This window comes from Kosakonia arachidis (assembly GCF_900116535.1).
Classification (GTDB): Bacteria; Pseudomonadota; Gammaproteobacteria; order Enterobacterales; family Enterobacteriaceae; genus Kosakonia; species Kosakonia arachidis.
This window is the reverse complement of record NZ_FPAU01000012.1, coordinates 59581-75591: the sequence shown is the minus strand read 5'-3', so window position 1 is coordinate 75591 and position 16011 is coordinate 59581. Positions and strand designations below refer to the sequence as shown.

The 16011-nt window shown below is 49.7% G+C and carries 15 protein-coding genes, 2 tRNA genes, 2 rRNA genes and 4 pseudogenes; 11 read left to right on the top strand and 12 right to left on the bottom strand.

The features are described from left to right. From BM427_RS24010 to BM427_RS24000, 3 genes are all read left to right on the top strand, one after another. Nucleotides 1-124, top strand: a 23S ribosomal RNA gene (locus tag BM427_RS24010); the annotation flags it as partial. Between the two features lie 98 nt (nt 125-222). Next, nucleotides 223-338, top strand: a 5S ribosomal RNA gene (gene rrf, locus BM427_RS24005). A 56-nt stretch (nt 339-394) separates the two neighbouring features. After that, nucleotides 395-471: transfer RNA gene (locus BM427_RS24000), tRNA-Asp, on the top strand. Between the two features lie 82 nt (nt 472-553). On the opposite strand, the gene fabF is transcribed toward BM427_RS24000, so the two are convergent. The 3 genes and pseudogenes from fabF to BM427_RS23980 all read right to left on the bottom strand — a co-directional run bounded on the left by fabF (nt 554) and on the right by BM427_RS23980 (nt 2918). Continuing rightward, nucleotides 554-1828: a beta-ketoacyl-ACP synthase II gene (gene fabF, locus BM427_RS23995; protein ID WP_090126908.1), complete on the bottom strand. Its 1275-nt coding sequence runs from the start codon at nt 1826-1828 to the stop codon at nt 554-556. Between the two features lie 215 nt (nt 1829-2043). Further along, nucleotides 2044-2318: pseudogene (locus BM427_RS26550) on the bottom strand (HlyD family secretion protein); the annotation flags it as partial. A 45-nt stretch (nt 2319-2363) separates the two neighbouring features. Further along, nucleotides 2364-2918 (bottom strand): winged helix-turn-helix transcriptional regulator, encoded by a 555-nt coding sequence (locus BM427_RS23980; RefSeq protein ID WP_090126904.1) that lies wholly within the window; start codon nt 2916-2918, stop codon nt 2364-2366. A 199-nt stretch (nt 2919-3117) separates the two neighbouring features. On the opposite strand from BM427_RS23980, the gene dkgB reads away from it, so the two are divergent. Continuing rightward, nucleotides 3118-3921, top strand: a complete 804-nt coding sequence (dkgB, locus tag BM427_RS23975) for a 2,5-didehydrogluconate reductase DkgB (RefSeq protein WP_090126902.1) — start codon at nt 3118-3120, stop codon at nt 3919-3921. A 36-nt stretch (nt 3922-3957) separates the two neighbouring features. Here dkgB and yafC read toward each other — a convergent pair whose 3' ends face one another. Beyond that, nucleotides 3958-4854: a DNA-binding transcriptional regulator YafC gene (gene yafC, locus BM427_RS23970; RefSeq protein WP_090126900.1), complete on the bottom strand. Its 897-nt coding sequence runs from the start codon at nt 4852-4854 to the stop codon at nt 3958-3960. A 228-nt stretch (nt 4855-5082) separates the two neighbouring features. Here yafC and BM427_RS23965 point away from each other — a divergent pair, with 228 nt between their 5' ends. Continuing rightward, nucleotides 5083-5883 (top strand): endonuclease/exonuclease/phosphatase family protein, encoded by an 801-nt coding sequence (locus BM427_RS23965; RefSeq protein WP_090126928.1) that lies wholly within the window; start codon nt 5083-5085, stop codon nt 5881-5883. 59 nt (nt 5884-5942) lie between these two features. On the opposite strand, the gene mltD is transcribed toward BM427_RS23965, so the two are convergent. Further along, nucleotides 5943-7313 (bottom strand): murein transglycosylase D, encoded by a 1371-nt coding sequence (gene mltD / locus BM427_RS23960; RefSeq protein ID WP_090126898.1) that lies wholly within the window; start codon nt 7311-7313, stop codon nt 5943-5945. Nucleotides 7314-7387: 74 nt separating this feature from the next. After that, complete coding sequence (gene gloB, locus BM427_RS23955; RefSeq protein ID WP_090126896.1) at nt 7388-8143, bottom strand: hydroxyacylglutathione hydrolase; 756 nt, start codon at nt 8141-8143, stop codon at nt 7388-7390. A 33-nt stretch (nt 8144-8176) separates the two neighbouring features. On the opposite strand from gloB, the gene BM427_RS23950 reads away from it, so the two are divergent. Beyond that, on the top strand, nt 8177-8884 hold the full coding sequence (locus tag BM427_RS23950; RefSeq protein WP_090126894.1) for a class I SAM-dependent methyltransferase: 708 nt from the start codon (nt 8177-8179) through the stop codon (nt 8882-8884). Here BM427_RS23950 and rnhA read toward each other — a convergent pair. After that, nucleotides 8881-9348, bottom strand: coding sequence for a ribonuclease HI (rnhA, locus tag BM427_RS23945; RefSeq protein ID WP_035889499.1), 468 nt, complete (start codon nt 9346-9348; stop codon nt 8881-8883). The two genes, BM427_RS23950 and rnhA, sit on opposite strands and share 4 nt — an antisense overlap. Before the next feature lie 52 nt (nt 9349-9400). Between rnhA and dnaQ the strand changes: the two genes are divergently transcribed. Beyond that, nucleotides 9401-10132 carry a DNA polymerase III subunit epsilon gene (dnaQ, locus tag BM427_RS23940; protein WP_090126926.1) on the top strand — a complete coding sequence of 244 codons (732 nt, stop codon included), beginning with the start codon at nt 9401-9403 and terminating at the stop codon, nt 10130-10132. Nucleotides 10133-10265: 133 nt separating this feature from the next. Further along, nucleotides 10266-10342, top strand: a tRNA-Asp gene (locus BM427_RS23935). 140 nt (nt 10343-10482) lie between these two features. Here the strand turns inward: BM427_RS23935 and BM427_RS23930 are convergent. Continuing rightward, nucleotides 10483-10694, bottom strand: a pseudogene (locus BM427_RS23930) (DUF4942 domain-containing protein); the annotation flags it as partial. A gap of 19 nt (nt 10695-10713) precedes the next feature. Here BM427_RS23930 and BM427_RS25850 point away from each other — a divergent pair. After that, nucleotides 10714-10869 (top strand): hypothetical protein, encoded by a 156-nt coding sequence (locus BM427_RS25850; RefSeq protein ID WP_217647361.1) that lies wholly within the window; start codon nt 10714-10716, stop codon nt 10867-10869. A 139-nt stretch (nt 10870-11008) separates the two neighbouring features. On the opposite strand, the gene BM427_RS23925 is transcribed toward BM427_RS25850, so the two are convergent. The 3 genes from BM427_RS23925 to BM427_RS23915 are packed head-to-tail and all read right to left on the bottom strand — an operon-like array spanning nt 11009 to nt 14278. Further along, a complete protein-coding gene (locus BM427_RS23925) occupies nt 11009-12991 on the bottom strand; it encodes an FUSC family protein (protein WP_090126892.1) in 1983 nt (660 codons plus the stop codon). A 12-nt stretch (nt 12992-13003) separates the two neighbouring features. Beyond that, nucleotides 13004-14023 (bottom strand): multidrug transporter subunit MdtN, encoded by a 1020-nt coding sequence (mdtN, locus tag BM427_RS23920; protein ID WP_090126890.1) that lies wholly within the window; start codon nt 14021-14023, stop codon nt 13004-13006. A gap of 9 nt (nt 14024-14032) precedes the next feature. Continuing rightward, on the bottom strand, nt 14033-14278 hold the full coding sequence (locus tag BM427_RS23915) for a YtcA family lipoprotein (RefSeq protein WP_090126924.1): 246 nt from the start codon (nt 14276-14278) through the stop codon (nt 14033-14035). 179 nt (nt 14279-14457) lie between these two features. On the opposite strand from BM427_RS23915, the gene BM427_RS23910 reads away from it, so the two are divergent. Beyond that, nucleotides 14458-15084, top strand: a complete 627-nt coding sequence (locus BM427_RS23910; RefSeq protein WP_090126888.1) for a TetR/AcrR family transcriptional regulator — start codon at nt 14458-14460, stop codon at nt 15082-15084. A 19-nt stretch (nt 15085-15103) separates the two neighbouring features. On the opposite strand, the pseudogene BM427_RS23905 reads toward BM427_RS23910, so the two are convergent. Next, nucleotides 15104-15238 (bottom strand): annotated as a pseudogene (locus tag BM427_RS23905) (ExeA family protein); the annotation flags it as partial. A gap of 327 nt (nt 15239-15565) precedes the next feature. Here BM427_RS23905 and BM427_RS26185 point away from each other — a divergent pair. After that, a pseudogene (locus BM427_RS26185) lies at nt 15566-15696 on the top strand (transposase); the annotation flags it as partial. Nucleotides 15697-16011: the final 315 nt, after the last annotated feature.

Sequence of the window (16011 nt, the reverse complement as noted above, 5' to 3'; positions counted from 1 at the left end):
AGTTCTCCCTGAGACTTTAGGTCTCCTGAAGGAACGTTGAAGACGACGACGTTGATAGGCCGGGTGTGTAAGCGCAGCGATGCGTTGAGCTAACCGGTACTAATGAACCGTGAGGCTTAACCTTACAACGCCGAAGATGTTTTGGCGGAATTGAGAGAAGATTTTCAGCGAGATTACAGATTAAGTTGGTATGCCTGAGGGGATACTGACAGACAGAATTTGCCTGGCGGCACTAGCGCGGTGGTCCCACCTGACCCCATGCCGAACTCAGAAGTGAAACGCCGTAGCGCCGATGGTAGTGTGGGGTCTCCCCATGCGAGAGTAGGGAACTGCCAGGCATCAAATTAGCAAGTCAAACCGGGGCAACAAACCGGTGGTTGTAAAGAAATTCGGTGGAGCGGTAGTTCAGTCGGTTAGAATACCTGCCTGTCACGCAGGGGGTCGCGGGTTCGAGTCCCGTCCGTTCCGCCACTTATTTGAAACCGTATCTCATAAGAGATACGGTTTTTTTTCGTCTGCTGATCGCGTAAAAAGGGCAATTATGCCCTTTATGTTACTCCCAGCGTTTCAGCAGTAAGCTGGCATTTACGCCACCAAAACCGAACCCATTTGATAATGCATAGTGCATACGCTGAGACTGTGCAGTAAGCGCGACCAGATGAAGCCCTGCGGCATCTGCATCCGGGTGATGCAGATTCAACGTTGGAGGAACAATCTGCTCAATCAATGCCTGAATAGTGAAGATTGCTTCAATACCCCCCGCCGCTCCGAGCAGGTGACCGGTCGCTGATTTCGTTGATGTAATGGCTACCGGATGAGTTCCAAATACGCTCTTAATCGCGGCCAGTTCCCCTTTATCTCCAACCTGCGTTGACGTGGCATGGGCATTAATATGCTGAATATCCTCTGAGCTGATACCTGCCTGCTTAATAGCCGCTTCCATCGCCCGACGTGCACCGTTACCATCTTCTGGCCCTGCAGTAAGATGATGCGCATCGGCACTGGTACCATATCCGACCAATTCCGCCAGCGGCGTAGCGCCTCGCGCCAGAGCGTGCTCCAGCGATTCAATAACGACGATACCTGCACCTTCTCCCATCACAAAACCATCACGATCGCGATCAAAAGGCCGAGATGCCGACTCGGGGTGATCATTAAAACTGCTGGATAATGCTTTTGCCGCAGCAAAACCGCCAAGACTGACACGATGGATCGCGGCCTCGCTTCCGCCACACAGGGCAATATCCGCTTCACCGGCGCGAATCATTCGTGCTGCATCGCCAATTGCCTGAGCTCCTGCCGCACAGGCAGTAACTGGTGCGCCAATCGGGCCACGAAAACCATGGGCAATAGAAACGTGACCCGCTGCCAGGTTGGCGAGAAAGGAAGGGATGGTAAAGGGGGAAAGACGGCGCGGCCCGCGAGTATCAGTGGTGCGTACGGCATTTGCTATCTCATTGAAACCGCCAATACCGGTAGCGATCACTGTTGCGGTGCGGTCTCTTTTGGCTTGATCTTCAGGAAACCAATTTGCCTGAGAGAGCGCTTCTTGCGCTGCCACCATCGCAAATTCGATAAATCGGTCCATTTTTTTCCGTTCCTTTGATGGGATCGCTACTGCGGGATCGAACCCATGTAGCGGATCGTCTTCAATGGAAGGAACCTGTCCTGCAACTTTACAGGCTATATCCTCAACCATCTCCTCATTGAGTCGGGAGATCCCGGATTTTCCCTGCAATAATGTTTGCCAGACATGCGACACGCCGCAGCCGAGCGGGCTGACGATCCCCATGCCTGTCACGACGACGCGTTTTGTTGGAACGCTCATAACTCTTCTCCTGAACTATCATGGTATCTGCGGCTTTTTCATAAATGGAACAAGCAACGCAGCAATCAAAAAAACCAGCGTAATTAAGTTGTACCAGCCAGCGAAATGCCTGCGGCAATAGCAGCACTGCGATTCCCATTCATGGATGAGAGCAATAAAGCTGCACATCGAAACCGCAAATCCCAGCCACTCTGCCATTAACAGCCAGCGTAAATAGTTGCCACTGAAACGCTGGCAACGTGTCCATAGAAAGGATGATCCGGAAAAAATCGGCCACGTTCGTTGCGTTTTGCCCAGAACGCATATGCGCCAGCTGGCTTTCCTTAAAATTGGCATCAATCCATAAACCGTCAGCGGGAACCAGTGAAAGCAATTATATTCCGCTGTTGACGAAGGAACCGGACCACGAACGACGGTTACCGATCACGCCATCAAACGGTGCCCGAATTTCGGTATAACTGAGATTTAATCGCGCCTGGTTTGCACCCGCCAACAACCCGCTCGTCAGTGCCCTCGACACCCGCGTTTTTTCTTTTTATTCAGCGTCATGATCGCGGCTCGCATAGTCTTGCGGTATGAATTTCTGCACATTATCGCCAGCCCGTTTTCGTTGCAGATAGTCGTGGCGGTAATGGATCATCGGTGATGCCGCAGGGCCTGGAACCATCGTGTATTTCTCCGGCGTAATGGGCTCACCGGTTGCTTTATCTACAAGGATTGTCTGGACCGGACGTTGTGTCTCACGTTCAACCAAGTGAATTTGTGCCCCTTTCGGGGAGAAGTAGCGGTTTCCCCATTCAGCCAGCGCAAGGATCACTGGACGGAAGTCGCGTCCGAGCTGCGTCAAATGGTATTCGTAACGTGGTGGTGTATTGCTATAGCTCACTTTTTCCAGTAATCCGTCATCCACCAGTTCCTTCAGGCGGCGGGAAAGAATATTCGGAGCAATGTTGGCGCTTTTCTGGAACTCATCAAAGCGCGTGAAACCGGCAAACGCGTCGCGCAGGATTATCATGCTCCAGCTATCACCAATACGTCCCAGGCTGCGGGCGATGGGGCAGGGAGCAGAACAAAGTGGTTCATTTTTCATTCTCTGGCCTGGAAATTTGCTGAGTCATTGTAATCACGGTGACATAGTTACTATCAAAATGCAAGTTACTCACCGCATGAGTTCCCGTTGAACTATTGCTTCTCAGGCAAAAAGCTTCTGCTTTTTATGCTCTTTTTCCTTGCCCGGCGCCTGGCAATAATCTGCGCACTGACTTAATAAGTAACGAAAGAGGAATTTTATGTCTATCCCTGCATTTGGTCTGGGTACCTTCCGTTTAACGGATGAAGCGGTGATCGCTTCGGTAAAAAATGCCCTTGAACTGGGTTATCGCGTGATTGATACCGCACAGATTTACGGTAATGAAGAAGCCATTGGTAAAGCGCTTGCTGAAAGTGGTGTAGCGCGTGAAGAACTGTTTATCACCACCAAGATCTGGACGGAAAATCTGGGTGAAGCAAAGCTGATCTCAAGCCTGAAAGAGAGTCTGAGAAAACTGGGCACCGATTATGTTGATCTGACGCTGATCCACTGGCCGTCTCCTGGTGCAGAAGTACCTGTTGCAGTCTCTATGCAAGAGTTGATGAGGGCAAAAGCGCAGGGCCTGACCCGTCAGATTGGCATATCTAACTTCACCATCCCCTTGATGGAACAAGCGATCGCGGCGGTGGGAACAGAGAATATCGCGACCAACCAGATTGAGCTCTCGCCGTATCTGCAAAACCGAAAAGTGGTTGATTGGGCGAAACAGCACGGTATTCACATCACCTCTTACATGACGTTGGCTTATGGTAAAGCGCTGAAAGATGAAGTGATTAGCCATATCGCGCAGAAACATAACGCTACGCCGGCACAAGTGATCCTGTCCTGGGCGATGGATGAAGGTTATGCGGTGATCCCGTCTTCCACTAAGCCTGAAAACCTTGCCAGCAACCTACAGTCACAAACACTCAAACTGGATGCAGCAGACAAAGCGGCAATTGCCGGACTGGATTGCAATGACCGTCTGGTCAACCCGGAAGGACTTGCGCCAAAATGGGATTAAGTGATGGGGTAACGAGAGCCTGTGCTCCCGTTATTATTACTCTACTGCCTGCGGTAAATGCTCGCTGACAAAATCGATAAAAGCGCGGATGCGGGGACTCACTGCCCGGTCGCTGTAATAGACGGCACTGAACGGCATTTCCACCGGAAGACGCTTATCCGCCAGCAAATCAATCAGTTCCCCACTCGCCAGTTCTTTGTCGATCATATAGTCCGACAGGCTGGCAATACCATTTCCGCTCAGGCACAGATGTTTCAGCGTTTCACCGCTGTTCGACGCAATATCTGGTATCACTTCATACAATTGTCCATCGGCAGCAGAAATGGGCCAGACGTTAAGCGAAACCGGTTCGGTAAAACCAAGGCAGATGTGATTGCTTAACTCTTCCACTGTTTCCGGTTTTCCGTGGCGGGCAATATATTCTGGCGAAGCGATAATTTTGCGATAGCTCTTAAACAGCGGACGGGCGCGCAGGCTGGAATCGGTCAATTTACCTACGCGGATCGCGACATCCACTTTACGTTCGATCAGGTTGATAAACGTTTCACTGGAGACCAGCGACAGTTTGATTTCCGGATAGCGTTCGCGAAACGGTTTTATCAACGGCATCAAAAAATGCAGCACCACGGGGGTGGCTGCATCGATGCGTAATGTACCGCTGGGCGTGGAGTTGGTCTCCATGATCTCGGTTTCTGCTGCTGCCATCTCCTGCAAGACGTTTTGTACGCGCCGAAAGTAGCGCTCGCCTTCTTCGGTCAGGCTGAGCTGGCGCGTGGTGCGATTAAGCAAATTCACCCCCAGCTTATTTTCCAGCTTCTTCACAGCGCGGCTGATAGCCGAATTGGCTTGTCCCAGACGTTCCGCTGCCCGGCTGAAGCTGCCGCTTTCCACAACGGCAACAAAAATCGCGAGTTCTTCTGACGTGGTTTTCATTATTGCCTCTGTAGCAACATTTCAACGATATTTTTCATTCATAAGTTATTTAGCCATATTGCCAGAGAGGACGCTACGGCGGGTATTCTTTAGTGGTGTTGCTCAGTATGTATTTGCCAGAACAGGGCGTTTTTCTGGTGATTGAACGTTGAAACTCAGTGTTAAAATCCCTATAACTGAATGACCACCCGTAGTAGGGGCGGACATCAAAGAGGTTTGAAGCCGAAAGTGCCAAAAAATACCTATGCCATGCGATATGTTGCCGGACAACCCGCGGAGCGAATTTTACCTCCAGGCTCTTTCGCGAGTGTTGGCAAGGCGCTACCCGCAGGCGTTCCGCTAAGCAGCGACGAAAAAATCCGTGTTCTGGTGTGGAATATTTTCAAGCAGCAGCGCGCGGAGTGGCTGTCGGTGCTGCAGGGTTTTGGTAAGGATGCGCATCTGGTTTTACTGCAGGAAGCGCAAACCACGCCGGAACTGGTCCGGTTTGCGACCACTAATTATCTTGCAGCTGATCAGGTTCCCGCCTTTGTTTTACCGCAACACCCTTCGGGAGTAATGACTCTTTCCTCGGCGCATCCGGTTTATTGCTGTCCGCTACGCGAACGTGAGCCGATCTTACGGTTAGCAAAATCGGCATTAGTCACAGTTTACCCGTTGCCAGATTTACGCAATTTGATGGTCGTGAATGTGCATGCAGTGAATTTCAGCCTTGGTGTGGACGTTTACAGCAAGCAATTACTGCCAATTGGCGATCAGATACTGCGTCACAACGGGCCGGTGATCATGGCCGGGGATTTTAATGCCTGGAGTCGTCCGCGCATGAATGCTTTATACCGCTTCACCCGGGATATGTCTCTGCGGCAGGTACGCTTTACCGACGATAATCGCCGACGTGCCTTTGGTCGGCCGCTCGATTTTATCTTTTACCGCGGATTAAACGTGGAGGAAGCTTCAGTTCTGGTGACCCGCGCGTCGGATCATAACCCATTGCTGGTGGAGTTTAGCCCTGGCAAAGCCGGGAAGTGATACGGCGGAAAGGCAAAAAAAAGCACCGTGGAGAACGGTGCTTTTTTAATAAGCTTAAATCAGGAATCCGGCGTTGCACTGTTTTTCACAAAGAGCGTCAGTTGATCGCCTGGCCGCAAATTATCCGTATCGTTGTTCCAGCGCATCACATCCTGGATATTAACGCCGTGACTTTTTGCGATACTCGACAGCGAATCACCTTTGCGCACGCGATAGGTAATGCTGTCGCTATTGCGGGCAAGACGCTGCGCGCTGCTGCCTGCACCGACTGTCAGGTTCTGACCGACTTTCAGGTTTGCGCCACGAAGGTTATTCCACTGCTGGAGATCCTTCGTGGTCACGCCGAGACGTGAAGCAATCGCCGAAAGCGTGTCGCCCGAGCGAACTTTATAGCTGCGACTGGTCAGTGGGGTATTATCCGCCACCAGGGTTGGCTGCACCGCGGCGATTTCGCCTGAGGCCAGAGATTCACGCAGTTGCCCGACGTGTTTCTTCGGTACCATCACGTACTGTGGCCCAGCGGAACCGAGCGTGGAACCTTTAACGCCAGCGTTAAAGCTTTTCAGCTTGTCCACCGATATACCAGCCATTTCCGCCAGTTGAGCAACTTCAACCGGGCTGCTCAATCTGACTCGCGCCAGAGCTCGACTTTCGTCCGGCGTTGGCAAATTGACGCCATAACGCTTACTGTTCTTGAGAATATCGCTCAATGCCAGCATTTTCGGCACGTAAATTTTGGTTTCCTGAGGCAGTGAGAGCGACCAAAAATCAGTGGGTTTACCCCGCGATTTGTTCGCCTTTATCGCCTTCAGTACACGCCCTTCACCGCTGTTGTAAGCGGCTATGGTCAGTAACCAGTCACCGTCGAACATACGATTCAGACGCTGCATCATGTCGAGTGCGGCTGTTGTAGACGCCACAATGTCACGACGCGCATCGTAATTGCGTGTCTGCTTTAAACCATAATTTCGCCCAGTGCTCGGAATGATCTGCCAAATGCCTGCGGCATTGGCGCCAGACGTCGCGTGTGGGTTAAAAGCGCTCTCCACTATGGGTAGTAGTACCAGTTCCATGGGCATGTTACGTTTTTTAACTTGCCCTGCTATCCAGTACATATACGGCTCTGCCCGTAAAGTTACATCGTGGAGATAGCTCTTATTACTTAAATACTTTAGTTTCTGTTCGCGAATCCGGGCATTTTCCGGAATTCCCATCTTTAGCTCGTCGCTAATGGCAGTCCACAAGTCACTGTTATCCTGGGCGGCAAATGTTCCATCGTCCATCCACCGCGCCTGACTAGTAAACTTCCATGCTTCCCCTTGACCAGCTGCAGAAAGGCTCTGTGCGTGCTGTTGGACCGTACCGTCGTGCTTAGACGACTGGCAACCCACGAGCAGGACAGAGGCGAATATTATCGCTTTTGCCTTCATGTGTGTGTCAATAGTAGTTGCTTAAAAGACGAGCGATAATAACGGGGCCGCTCCGAAAAGGCAACCAGGAAATATCAGAACTTATCTTTCTTTGCCCGTAGCCATGCGAAACGCTCTTCAGGGGATTGCAAATTTGTTTCTTTATTTATTACATCAATTAAATCAATGTCTTCGGTTCGTAAAAATAAATTAATTCGACGCTCGTTTTTCAGAATTACGGGTAGTGTTTTTTGATTTTTTGCACGTAACTCCTTAACTTCTCGATAGTATTCGTTAAGTGCAGCGTCTTCTGGCAGGATACTGATTGCAAACTTCATATTCCCTAATGTGTATTCATGTGCGCAACAAATGATAGTCTCATCCGGAAGCGCATCTATTTTACAAAATGATTGATACATCTGGGTTGCTGTACCTTCGAAAAGTCTACCGCATCCGCCGGAAAAGAGCGTGTCACCGCAAAATAGATAAGGAAGGCTGAAGAAACAGATATGTCCTAAAGTGTGACCTGGCGTAGCGAATACAGAAAATTTATGCCCCAAAACAGAGATGATCTGGCCATCAGCGACAATGTGCGTAGCACCTTTATTTTGTGTCTCTGCGGGGCCATAAACCACGACGTCGGGATACCTCTGGCGAAGTTTTTCCACGCCGCCAACATGGTCATTATGATGATGTGTTAGGAAGATGGCTTCCGGCTGCCATTGTTTCTCTTCAAGGGTTTGCAGCACCGGAGCGGCTTCGCCCGGATCGACAACCAGGCAACGTCCGTTATCATTGCTCAGTACCCAGATGTAGTTATCCTGGAAAGCGGGAATACTGTTAAGATTCATAAAATACCTCTCAAAGCGTAGCGGAAGGTGGTGATGAAACCGGCAAGGACTCCTCAGACATTCGTGATACCAGTAAGCTGGAATGATTTACCCAAAGGCGCATATTACCGTCAGGCGCTGGAAGGAGAGCTCAAACCGTGGTTTGCAAAAATGTATGGTTTTCATTTGCTTAAGATCGGCAATCTCAGCGCAGAAATCAATGCCGAAAGTTGCGCTGTTTCCCATCAGGTGAATGTTTCCCTGGCTGGCGAGCCAATGCAGGTTCGTGCTGATCCGCTGCATCTGCCTTTTGCGGAAAAATCCGTTGATGCTTGCCTGCTGGCGCACACGCTTTCCTGGTGTACCGATCCGCACCGTTTATTGCAGGAAGTTGATCGTGTACTGATTGACGACGGCTGGTTGGTGATGAGCGGCTTTAATCCGATTAGCCTGCTTGGCCTGGCGAAGGCCGTACCGTTTGTCCGCCGCTCGCCAGCCGTCAAAAGCCGCATGTTTACTCTGATGCGCCAGTTCGACTGGTTAGCACTACTCAATTTCGAAGTGTTACATTATAGCCGTTTTCGCGTGCTGCCATGGACGAAGCAGGGCGGTAAACTGCTTAGTTCGCATTTACCTGCGCTGGGGTGCATGCAGTTGATTGTTGCCCGCAAACGCACCATTCCGTTGACGCTCAACCCGATGAAGCAGAGTCGTAACAAAACCCAAGTGCGCCAGGCCTTTGGTGCAACGCGCCAGTCTTAAGCCTCTGGCTGATAACCCACATCTTCCTGTGTGGGGTTCATCGCTGCTGCTCGCGCCAGCTCATCGCAGCGTTCGTTTTCCGGGTGCCCGGCATGGCCTTTGACCCATTCCCATTTGATTTGATGCTGGCTGAGCGCTGCATCCAGCCGCTGCCAGAGATCAACATTCTTCACAGGTTTTTTCTCTGCGGTTTTCCAGCCGCGTTTTTTCCAGTTGTGGATCCACTGGGTGATCCCCTGGCGCACGTACTGGCTGTCGGTGCTGAGCACAATTTCGCAATGCTCTTTTAATGCTTCCAGCGCCACAATAGCGGCCATTAATTCCATACGGTTGTTGGTTGTCAGACGGTAGCCTGCGCTGAAGGTTCTTTCATGCTGGCGATAGCGTAAGATAGCGCCGTAACCACCAGGCCCTGGGTTACCGAGACAAGATCCGTCGGTGAAAATTTCTACCTGTTTAAGCATCTCTGGTAGACTTCCTGAGTTGAAAACGACAAGTCTGACATAAATGGCCGCTATGAGCACTGCAATTACACGACAGATCGTCCTCGATACCGAAACGACCGGTATGAACCAGATCGGCGCCCACTATGAAGGGCACAAAATTATTGAAATTGGCGCGGTAGAAGTCGTCAACCGTCGACTCACCGGCAATAACTATCATATCTACCTCAAGCCCGATCGGCTGGTCGATCCGGAAGCGTTTGGTGTTCACGGTATTGCCGATGAATTCCTGCTGGATAAACCCACATTTGCCGATATCGCCGATGAATTTATCGATTATATTCGCGGCGCGGAGCTGGTGATCCATAACGCATCGTTTGATATCGGCTTTATGGACTATGAGTTTGGCAAGCTGAATCGCGGTCTCCCTAAGACCGATACGTTCTGTAAGGTCACCGATAGTCTGGCGCTGGCGCGTAAAATGTTTCCGGGCAAGCGCAACAGCCTCGACGCGCTCTGTTCTCGTTATGAGATCGACAACAGCAAACGTACGCTGCACGGGGCGTTACTCGATGCCCAGATCCTCGCTGACGTGTATCTGATGATGACCGGCGGCCAGACATCGATGAAATTTTCGATGGAAGGCGAAGGACAGTCTCAGGCAGGAGAAATGGGGATCCAGCGTGTTGTCCGTGCTGCCAGTAAGCTGCGCGTTGTTTTAGCCAGTGATGACGAGCTGGCAGCCCATGAATCACGCCTGGATTTGGTGCAGAAAAAGGGCGGAAGTTGCTTGTGGCGCGGCTAAATCAAGCACTTATGCATGAACATTTGCTGAATGGGTGATTTTTGCAGCAAATGATGAGAAACAGAAGAAAAAGCGTTGACGGCACCAGGTGCAATACGTAATATGCGCCTCGTTCCCCTTGCGGGAACACAGCGGAGCGGTAGTTCAGTCGGTTAGAATACCTGCCTGTCACGCAGGGGGTCGCGGGTTCGAGTCCCGTCCGTTCCGCCACTATTCGAGGCCATGCTATTTATTAGCATGGCCTTTTTCATGTCTGCATTTTTCGGCATACCATCCAGTATGCTATTACCGTCTGGCTTGCGCTGGTGGGCATGCGAATGCATCGGACGGGTTACCGCCTGATATTGTTCTCACCTTGCCGCCAGTTCTTCCGGATAGTGCCGGGCGATGATGTCATTAAGTTTATCGGCCAGTGCAGGTGCTTGACGGTGATATGCGCGGTTCCTTTCTGAAAATACGTAATCACAAATATCTCATCTTCATAGCGGTTGCTGTGCCTGTTCTCATGGATATGATTGCCCAATCGACGGGGCTTGTCGGCCCGGTTGTCGGGGATCCTTTTCCATTAACCAGCCGCCGCAATGGAAGTCCGGCTTCATGGCCCAGTCCAGAGCGGTTTTCCCCCATTGTTATCGAAGATGATGTTGCTGTCGCAACAGACGTTGTCCTGCAGCCAGTCGTGGGCTGCGTGGCTGGAAGTGAATGATGCGGCGGCTTTGGCACGCCAGCTGGGTTAACGCTATCCTGGATAGCCTGCTGTGCGGATGCCGGTAGTGCGGTGGCAAACAATGGTCGCTTTATTTTTTAATAAGATTACGAAAACCCCAAAATAAGAATATGTACTTAAGCCCAGTCAAGGCTTAAGTACAACATAAATTATAACGTTGAGGTGAGGCTAAAGAAGTGTCGCTGGCTTTCCTCTAATCCCTTAGCGGCATCCCTGAACGAGTCCGGTAATACGCTATCGGGAACAGGATAATAGATATCGCCATCGCTTACAGCCATGCCATTTAACACACTGGCAATCTTGTCCATATTTCCCTGAATCCCCCAAATAAATTCATTGGCGGGCTCCTGGTTTTTCAGATGCTCTTTTTCAAACGAAACGCGATCGATATAAAAAAGCACATTTTTTATGGCGTTCAAAATCGACAGAGAGTGTTGATGCAACTGATCATGCGATCCTTCAGCGCTAAACCAGGTGGGTTCAATGGCAACTCTGGCCGCTATATCTTCACATTCCGCGAGGCCAGTAGCGACCTTCTGACGTGTTTCATTATGACGAGTTGCGCTGTAAAGCCAGCTCCGGGCTTCATCAAATAATGCACCAAGATTCTGCAGCATTACACCGCCCTCTCGTTCCGGTCTTATCAGGGTATGGATAAGACCAGCAACGATAATCCCCAGGATAATACCAACGATCCTGTCTCTTACTTCTGTCAGTCCCGTGACCGGGCCAAACGTTTCAAGCGTCGCGAGAGCGAAGGTGAACATGATTTGCACCCCTGCATAACTTATATTCTCCGGGCCAGCAGATATCCATGAAGACAACGCGATGACGGGAAGAACAATACACAGCAGGCCAAACAGCGTATCGATCCGTGGTGTAAGATACACAATAGTCACCAGTGCAAACACACTGCCAATTGCGGCACCGACCAGACGAAGAATGATTTTCCGCTGAGTATTCCCCAGACCCGGCTGCGCAACAATGAGGCAACTGAGCATAATAGTATGAATACCTGACCAGTCTGTTGCGGTATAGAACAAATAACAAACTGCCACACTCAGCAGTGTTTTAAGTGAAAAAAACACATAATGATCGTTGCTGAAGGCATCCTTTATCAGAAAACCAGCGTGTGCATCTGCCGACGGTGGTGTCCGGGTATTTTCCTTATTTTCCGCTGCCGCCACTTTTTTGTTATAAGAGCTGATAATGCCTGCTATCGCGATAAAGGCTGGTTCTGTGGAACGTAATACAGGCGATTCCGTTTGCCAATCTGGCCCCCCGTTAATTAGCATTAATTCTAACTGCTTTAGTGCATTACGGAGTGTTTCTGCATCCTTTAATACATCCTCCCCTTCAAAGCTAGCGGGAAGATGGCACGATGCTGTACGCAGTTCAGAAACAATTGCGATAGCAGCAAGATTATGTGTCGCCTTTTGTACAGAATGTTTGTCCCGCATCGTTTTGTAACGCAAAAGCCGGTACAGTGTCTGAATATCGCGTCCTGCCTGGCTCAAGCTGTTTTGTCTTCGCAATGACGTGGCATCAGCTGAAAGCAGATAAGCCATACCCGACAGTTGCTTTCCAATCGCTCGTTTTAACTGAATCTCCGGCTCTACTGGCATCAGGAGAGAATTGATAATTAATGTCACGGCAATCGGGTAGTTAACGGCCACCCATACCCAGAGGATCTCTCGGACCAGCGTTTCTGAATCAGATGCAATATCCACAAGGCTTTGTGTGTATATTGCGACAATAGCAACCACAAAAAACACAACACCGATTTTTGTCGTCCGCATCAAAAACACGCTGACAAAAAAAAGCGTGAAGGAGATTAGGATCCGCAAAAACGGTGTATTCCATGTCACTTTCAGAACAATTAATGACAGAAAAATAGAGAAAGTGCACCCGACGATAAACAGTATCCCCGCCAACCTGGTCACAACAACGTTAGTCTGGGTGACAAAAAAAACAGTGATTAATGACAAAGCCAGCAGTGGTACCTGTAGGCTTTGGGACATGATCACCACTATTGTACAGGCCACCATAGCACGTAAGACATGGTTCAGACGCCCGGGATATGGGCGCACAGAAATCCACAAATCACTCATAGCAGGAAACGTGGTACCCATCGTTTGTCCCCGTTAAATCTTGTTGTCGCGGTGCAAAATCACAACAGCTGAAGCACCAATACGGAAGAGTTCTCTATCGGTTTCAGACATTTTTATTTTTACCGGGAAACGCTGGGAAACATGAACCCAGTTAATGGTCTTTTCGACTGACTGCAGGCCTCCGACTGTGGCGCTGTCACCCGGTGAAACGCCATAGCTCATTGATTCTACGGTGCCAGAAAAAGCTTTACCGGTATCCGCCATGATAAATACCGTTGCAGTTGTTCCTTCAGTAATACCTTTCAGATCGGTTTCCCGGAAGTTGGCGATGACATACCATTGCCTTGTATCGATGAGGGTCATGACGGGTTGTGCCGGGGATGCATATTGACCTGCAGTGGTTTTCAGCGCCGTGACTCGTCCATCAAATGGGGCACGAACTTCACTGTATTCAAGATTCAGCTTAGCTTCCGCAATTTGTGCCCTGACTTCATCCCGCTGCGCTACAAGCGCATCCACGCCGCTGACAGCGGCAGTGGCCTGTCGGGCCTGAAGTCTGGTCGAGTTGTAATTAGCTTCAGCACTGTTCCTCGCTGTTCTGGCCTGCTCTAGCTCTTCTGTAGACACATAGTTTTTACCCTTCAGCGCCAGCTTACGATTATATGTATCCTTCGCCTGCTGATACTGGCTACGGGCACTCTCTACCTGGGCGGCAACAGCAGCAGCGTTGTACTGCTGCGCACTGACAGAGCGCTCTGATAACTTGATCTGCTCATTCAGGGTGATCAGGCGGGCCTGACTAGCATCCAGTGAATTCTGGAATGGACGCGGATCGATGCGGTAAAGTAGCTCCCCTTTCTTCACAAGCTGGTTATCTTTGACTGGCAATTCAATAATTCTGCCACTCACCTCAGGAACGACGTTGATGGTGTCAGCATAGACATAACTATCATCAGTACGTGGTGCGGCATCGATTCTGGACAGGACAAGCACCAAAACCATCAGCGTCACCAGTAATAAACTGAGCGCATAAATTTTTCTTTTTACGGTCATCTCGACACCTTAAGACGGGAATAAAATCAACCATGCCAGCATAGAAATCAATGCTGTAACACAGGGATACACAACGGCTGCCGGGGATAACCAGTCTGTTTTGTGCAATTTACTGGAAAGTAAGTGTAATAGCGTCATTCCTGCGACACCGATGCCCGTACACAGAAGCCAGTCAGGGAAAGATGCGCCAAAAAAGACAACAGAAGGTGCGGGAGAACACCCCGTCAGGGGGCTCACGACAATAAACAGCGCCATCAGAAGATGGCGTGATAATGGTTTATCTGGATGTTTGTGCATTTTGTATGATCATGAAATTTAATGAAAAATAGTTAAAAGTTGAATCTTTATTCAAATTTAGTTTATCTTATACAGCACCAAATCTCAAGATCGTGCAAAATAGACAACCAACAGGCCACCTTCTTTCGGGACGCATTATGGCAATTTCTGATACCAACCGCTTACGACCCCCCATGCAACGAAGGGGGCATCTCAGGGTTCAAAAAATCCTGGATGCAGCCGCCGAGATTATCAGCGACATCTCCATTGAAAAGCTTACTATTCAGGAGGTTGCAAAGCGTTCAGGTACAGCGCCGGGTTCGCTTTATCATTTTTTCCCCGATATTGAGTCCGTTAAGGCATCACTGAAGCACAGTTTTGATAACAAAATTTCTGAGATGCTGGGTGCGATAAAAAACAAACATGTGGAGCAGGACTGGTACTCTTTGCCTGCTGGCGATCTTATCAATACTATTTTTCAGCCCTATGCTAACTTTCTTATTGAGAACAAGGCTTATTTACCACTCCTTCTGAGAATAAATCCGGATTTCACACAGTCGGAGTTTCTTGCTTTCCTGATCTATATATTAGAGTGCAGAAACAGGAACGTTGCGAAATCAGAAATTATACGAGAAGCGAATTTTCTTCATTCCCTCGCTATAGGTACTCTGCAGCAGGCTTTCCAGCGGGATAATACGCTTCCTTACGAGTTCATTCCCAAAATACTGCACGCCCTGGCACTCTACCTTGAATCAACTGAAGTACAGTTGGTTAAATCAGAATAATAAAAATGCCTTTGATATCAGGTGTCCGAAGTTTCATTGGCAGCAGGTCAACTGCTTCGGTCGCCAGAATATCTTCCGGCTTACCTTTACCGGTGCTGATCTTCTGCAGCCACTGGATATATTCGCGCTGGCGACCGGTGATCCCATCCAGCGTTTGGGTAGTCATAATAGCGTTATTTATTCCAGAGTTGTTCATTACCCGAGTAAATTTAGTTGGCCGTTGAACAACTGAAATTTATTTCTTTCCGTATTACTGATTAAAAACACTTCATGACCGAAAGCGCTGACACCACATTGTGACCGGTCTGTAGAGGACACAATATTAATTGTCATAGACATAAAAACAATCTCATAATCGTTTAAATAAAATCAATTTATATTTCACATGCAATGCTGACACGAATGCTAAAAAACAATAAATTAGATACATCATTAAAGCGGTGGACGATCCTGCCCTATAGTTTGAGCATAAGGGGAGCGTATGGGCACACCACGATTTACACCTGAATTGAAGAAGAAGCCGTCCGTCAAGTAACGGAGCGCGGCTATTTCGTTGCCGAAGTATCCGACCGTCAGGGCGTTTCTGCACATATTGTAGCCCGTGCTATTCGCACGTCAGAACAGCGGTAAGGTAGGATGTCACGGGCCCACCCACCGCATTCGGCCCGACCGTTAATGTGAGAGGTAAAGACGCGCCTCTGGAGGCCACCCAGTGCCCGGTGGCGGGGGCAATATTTAAGCGGTCGGGAAAGAGAAGCACATCTTTCCGCCCGCCTACGCGGAGCGTCCCGTCAGAATCAAGGCTGGTTCCCCAGTATCTCAGACTGCTTCCAGTCGAGGACGACGCATTCAGATGGACGGTGTATGTTCCGGGACTAACCGCCCCCAAATCGATGTTGTTGACAGTTGCTGAACATAAGAGGATAG

What these genes read in the sequence shown, in the direction of transcription:
- fabF (WP_090126908.1), bottom strand. Translation starts at nt 1,828, where the DNA reads ATGAGCGTTCCAACAAAACGCGTCGTCGTGACAGGCATGGGGATCGTC.
- BM427_RS23980 (WP_090126904.1), bottom strand. Translation starts at nt 2,918, where the DNA reads ATGAAAAATGAACCACTTTGTTCTGCTCCCTGCCCCATCGCCCGCAGC.
- dkgB (WP_090126902.1), top strand. Translation starts at nt 3,118, where the DNA reads ATGTCTATCCCTGCATTTGGTCTGGGTACCTTCCGTTTAACGGATGAA.
- yafC (WP_090126900.1), bottom strand. Translation starts at nt 4,854, where the DNA reads ATGAAAACCACGTCAGAAGAACTCGCGATTTTTGTTGCCGTTGTGGAA.
- mltD (WP_090126898.1), bottom strand. Translation starts at nt 7,313, where the DNA reads ATGAAGGCAAAAGCGATAATATTCGCCTCTGTCCTGCTCGTGGGTTGC.
- gloB (WP_090126896.1), bottom strand. Translation starts at nt 8,143, where the DNA reads ATGAATCTTAACAGTATTCCCGCTTTCCAGGATAACTACATCTGGGTA.
- BM427_RS23950 (WP_090126894.1), top strand. Translation starts at nt 8,177, where the DNA reads ATGAAACCGGCAAGGACTCCTCAGACATTCGTGATACCAGTAAGCTGG.
- rnhA (WP_035889499.1), bottom strand. Translation starts at nt 9,348, where the DNA reads ATGCTTAAACAGGTAGAAATTTTCACCGACGGATCTTGTCTCGGTAAC.
- dnaQ (WP_090126926.1), top strand. Translation starts at nt 9,401, where the DNA reads ATGAGCACTGCAATTACACGACAGATCGTCCTCGATACCGAAACGACC.
- BM427_RS25850 (WP_217647361.1), top strand. Translation starts at nt 10,714, where the DNA reads ATGGAAGTCCGGCTTCATGGCCCAGTCCAGAGCGGTTTTCCCCCATTG.
- BM427_RS23925 (WP_090126892.1), bottom strand. Translation starts at nt 12,991, where the DNA reads ATGGGTACCACGTTTCCTGCTATGAGTGATTTGTGGATTTCTGTGCGC.
- mdtN (WP_090126890.1), bottom strand. Translation starts at nt 14,023, where the DNA reads ATGACCGTAAAAAGAAAAATTTATGCGCTCAGTTTATTACTGGTGACG.
- BM427_RS23915 (WP_090126924.1), bottom strand. Translation starts at nt 14,278, where the DNA reads ATGGCGCTGTTTATTGTCGTGAGCCCCCTGACGGGGTGTTCTCCCGCA.
- BM427_RS23910 (WP_090126888.1), top strand. Translation starts at nt 14,458, where the DNA reads ATGGCAATTTCTGATACCAACCGCTTACGACCCCCCATGCAACGAAGG.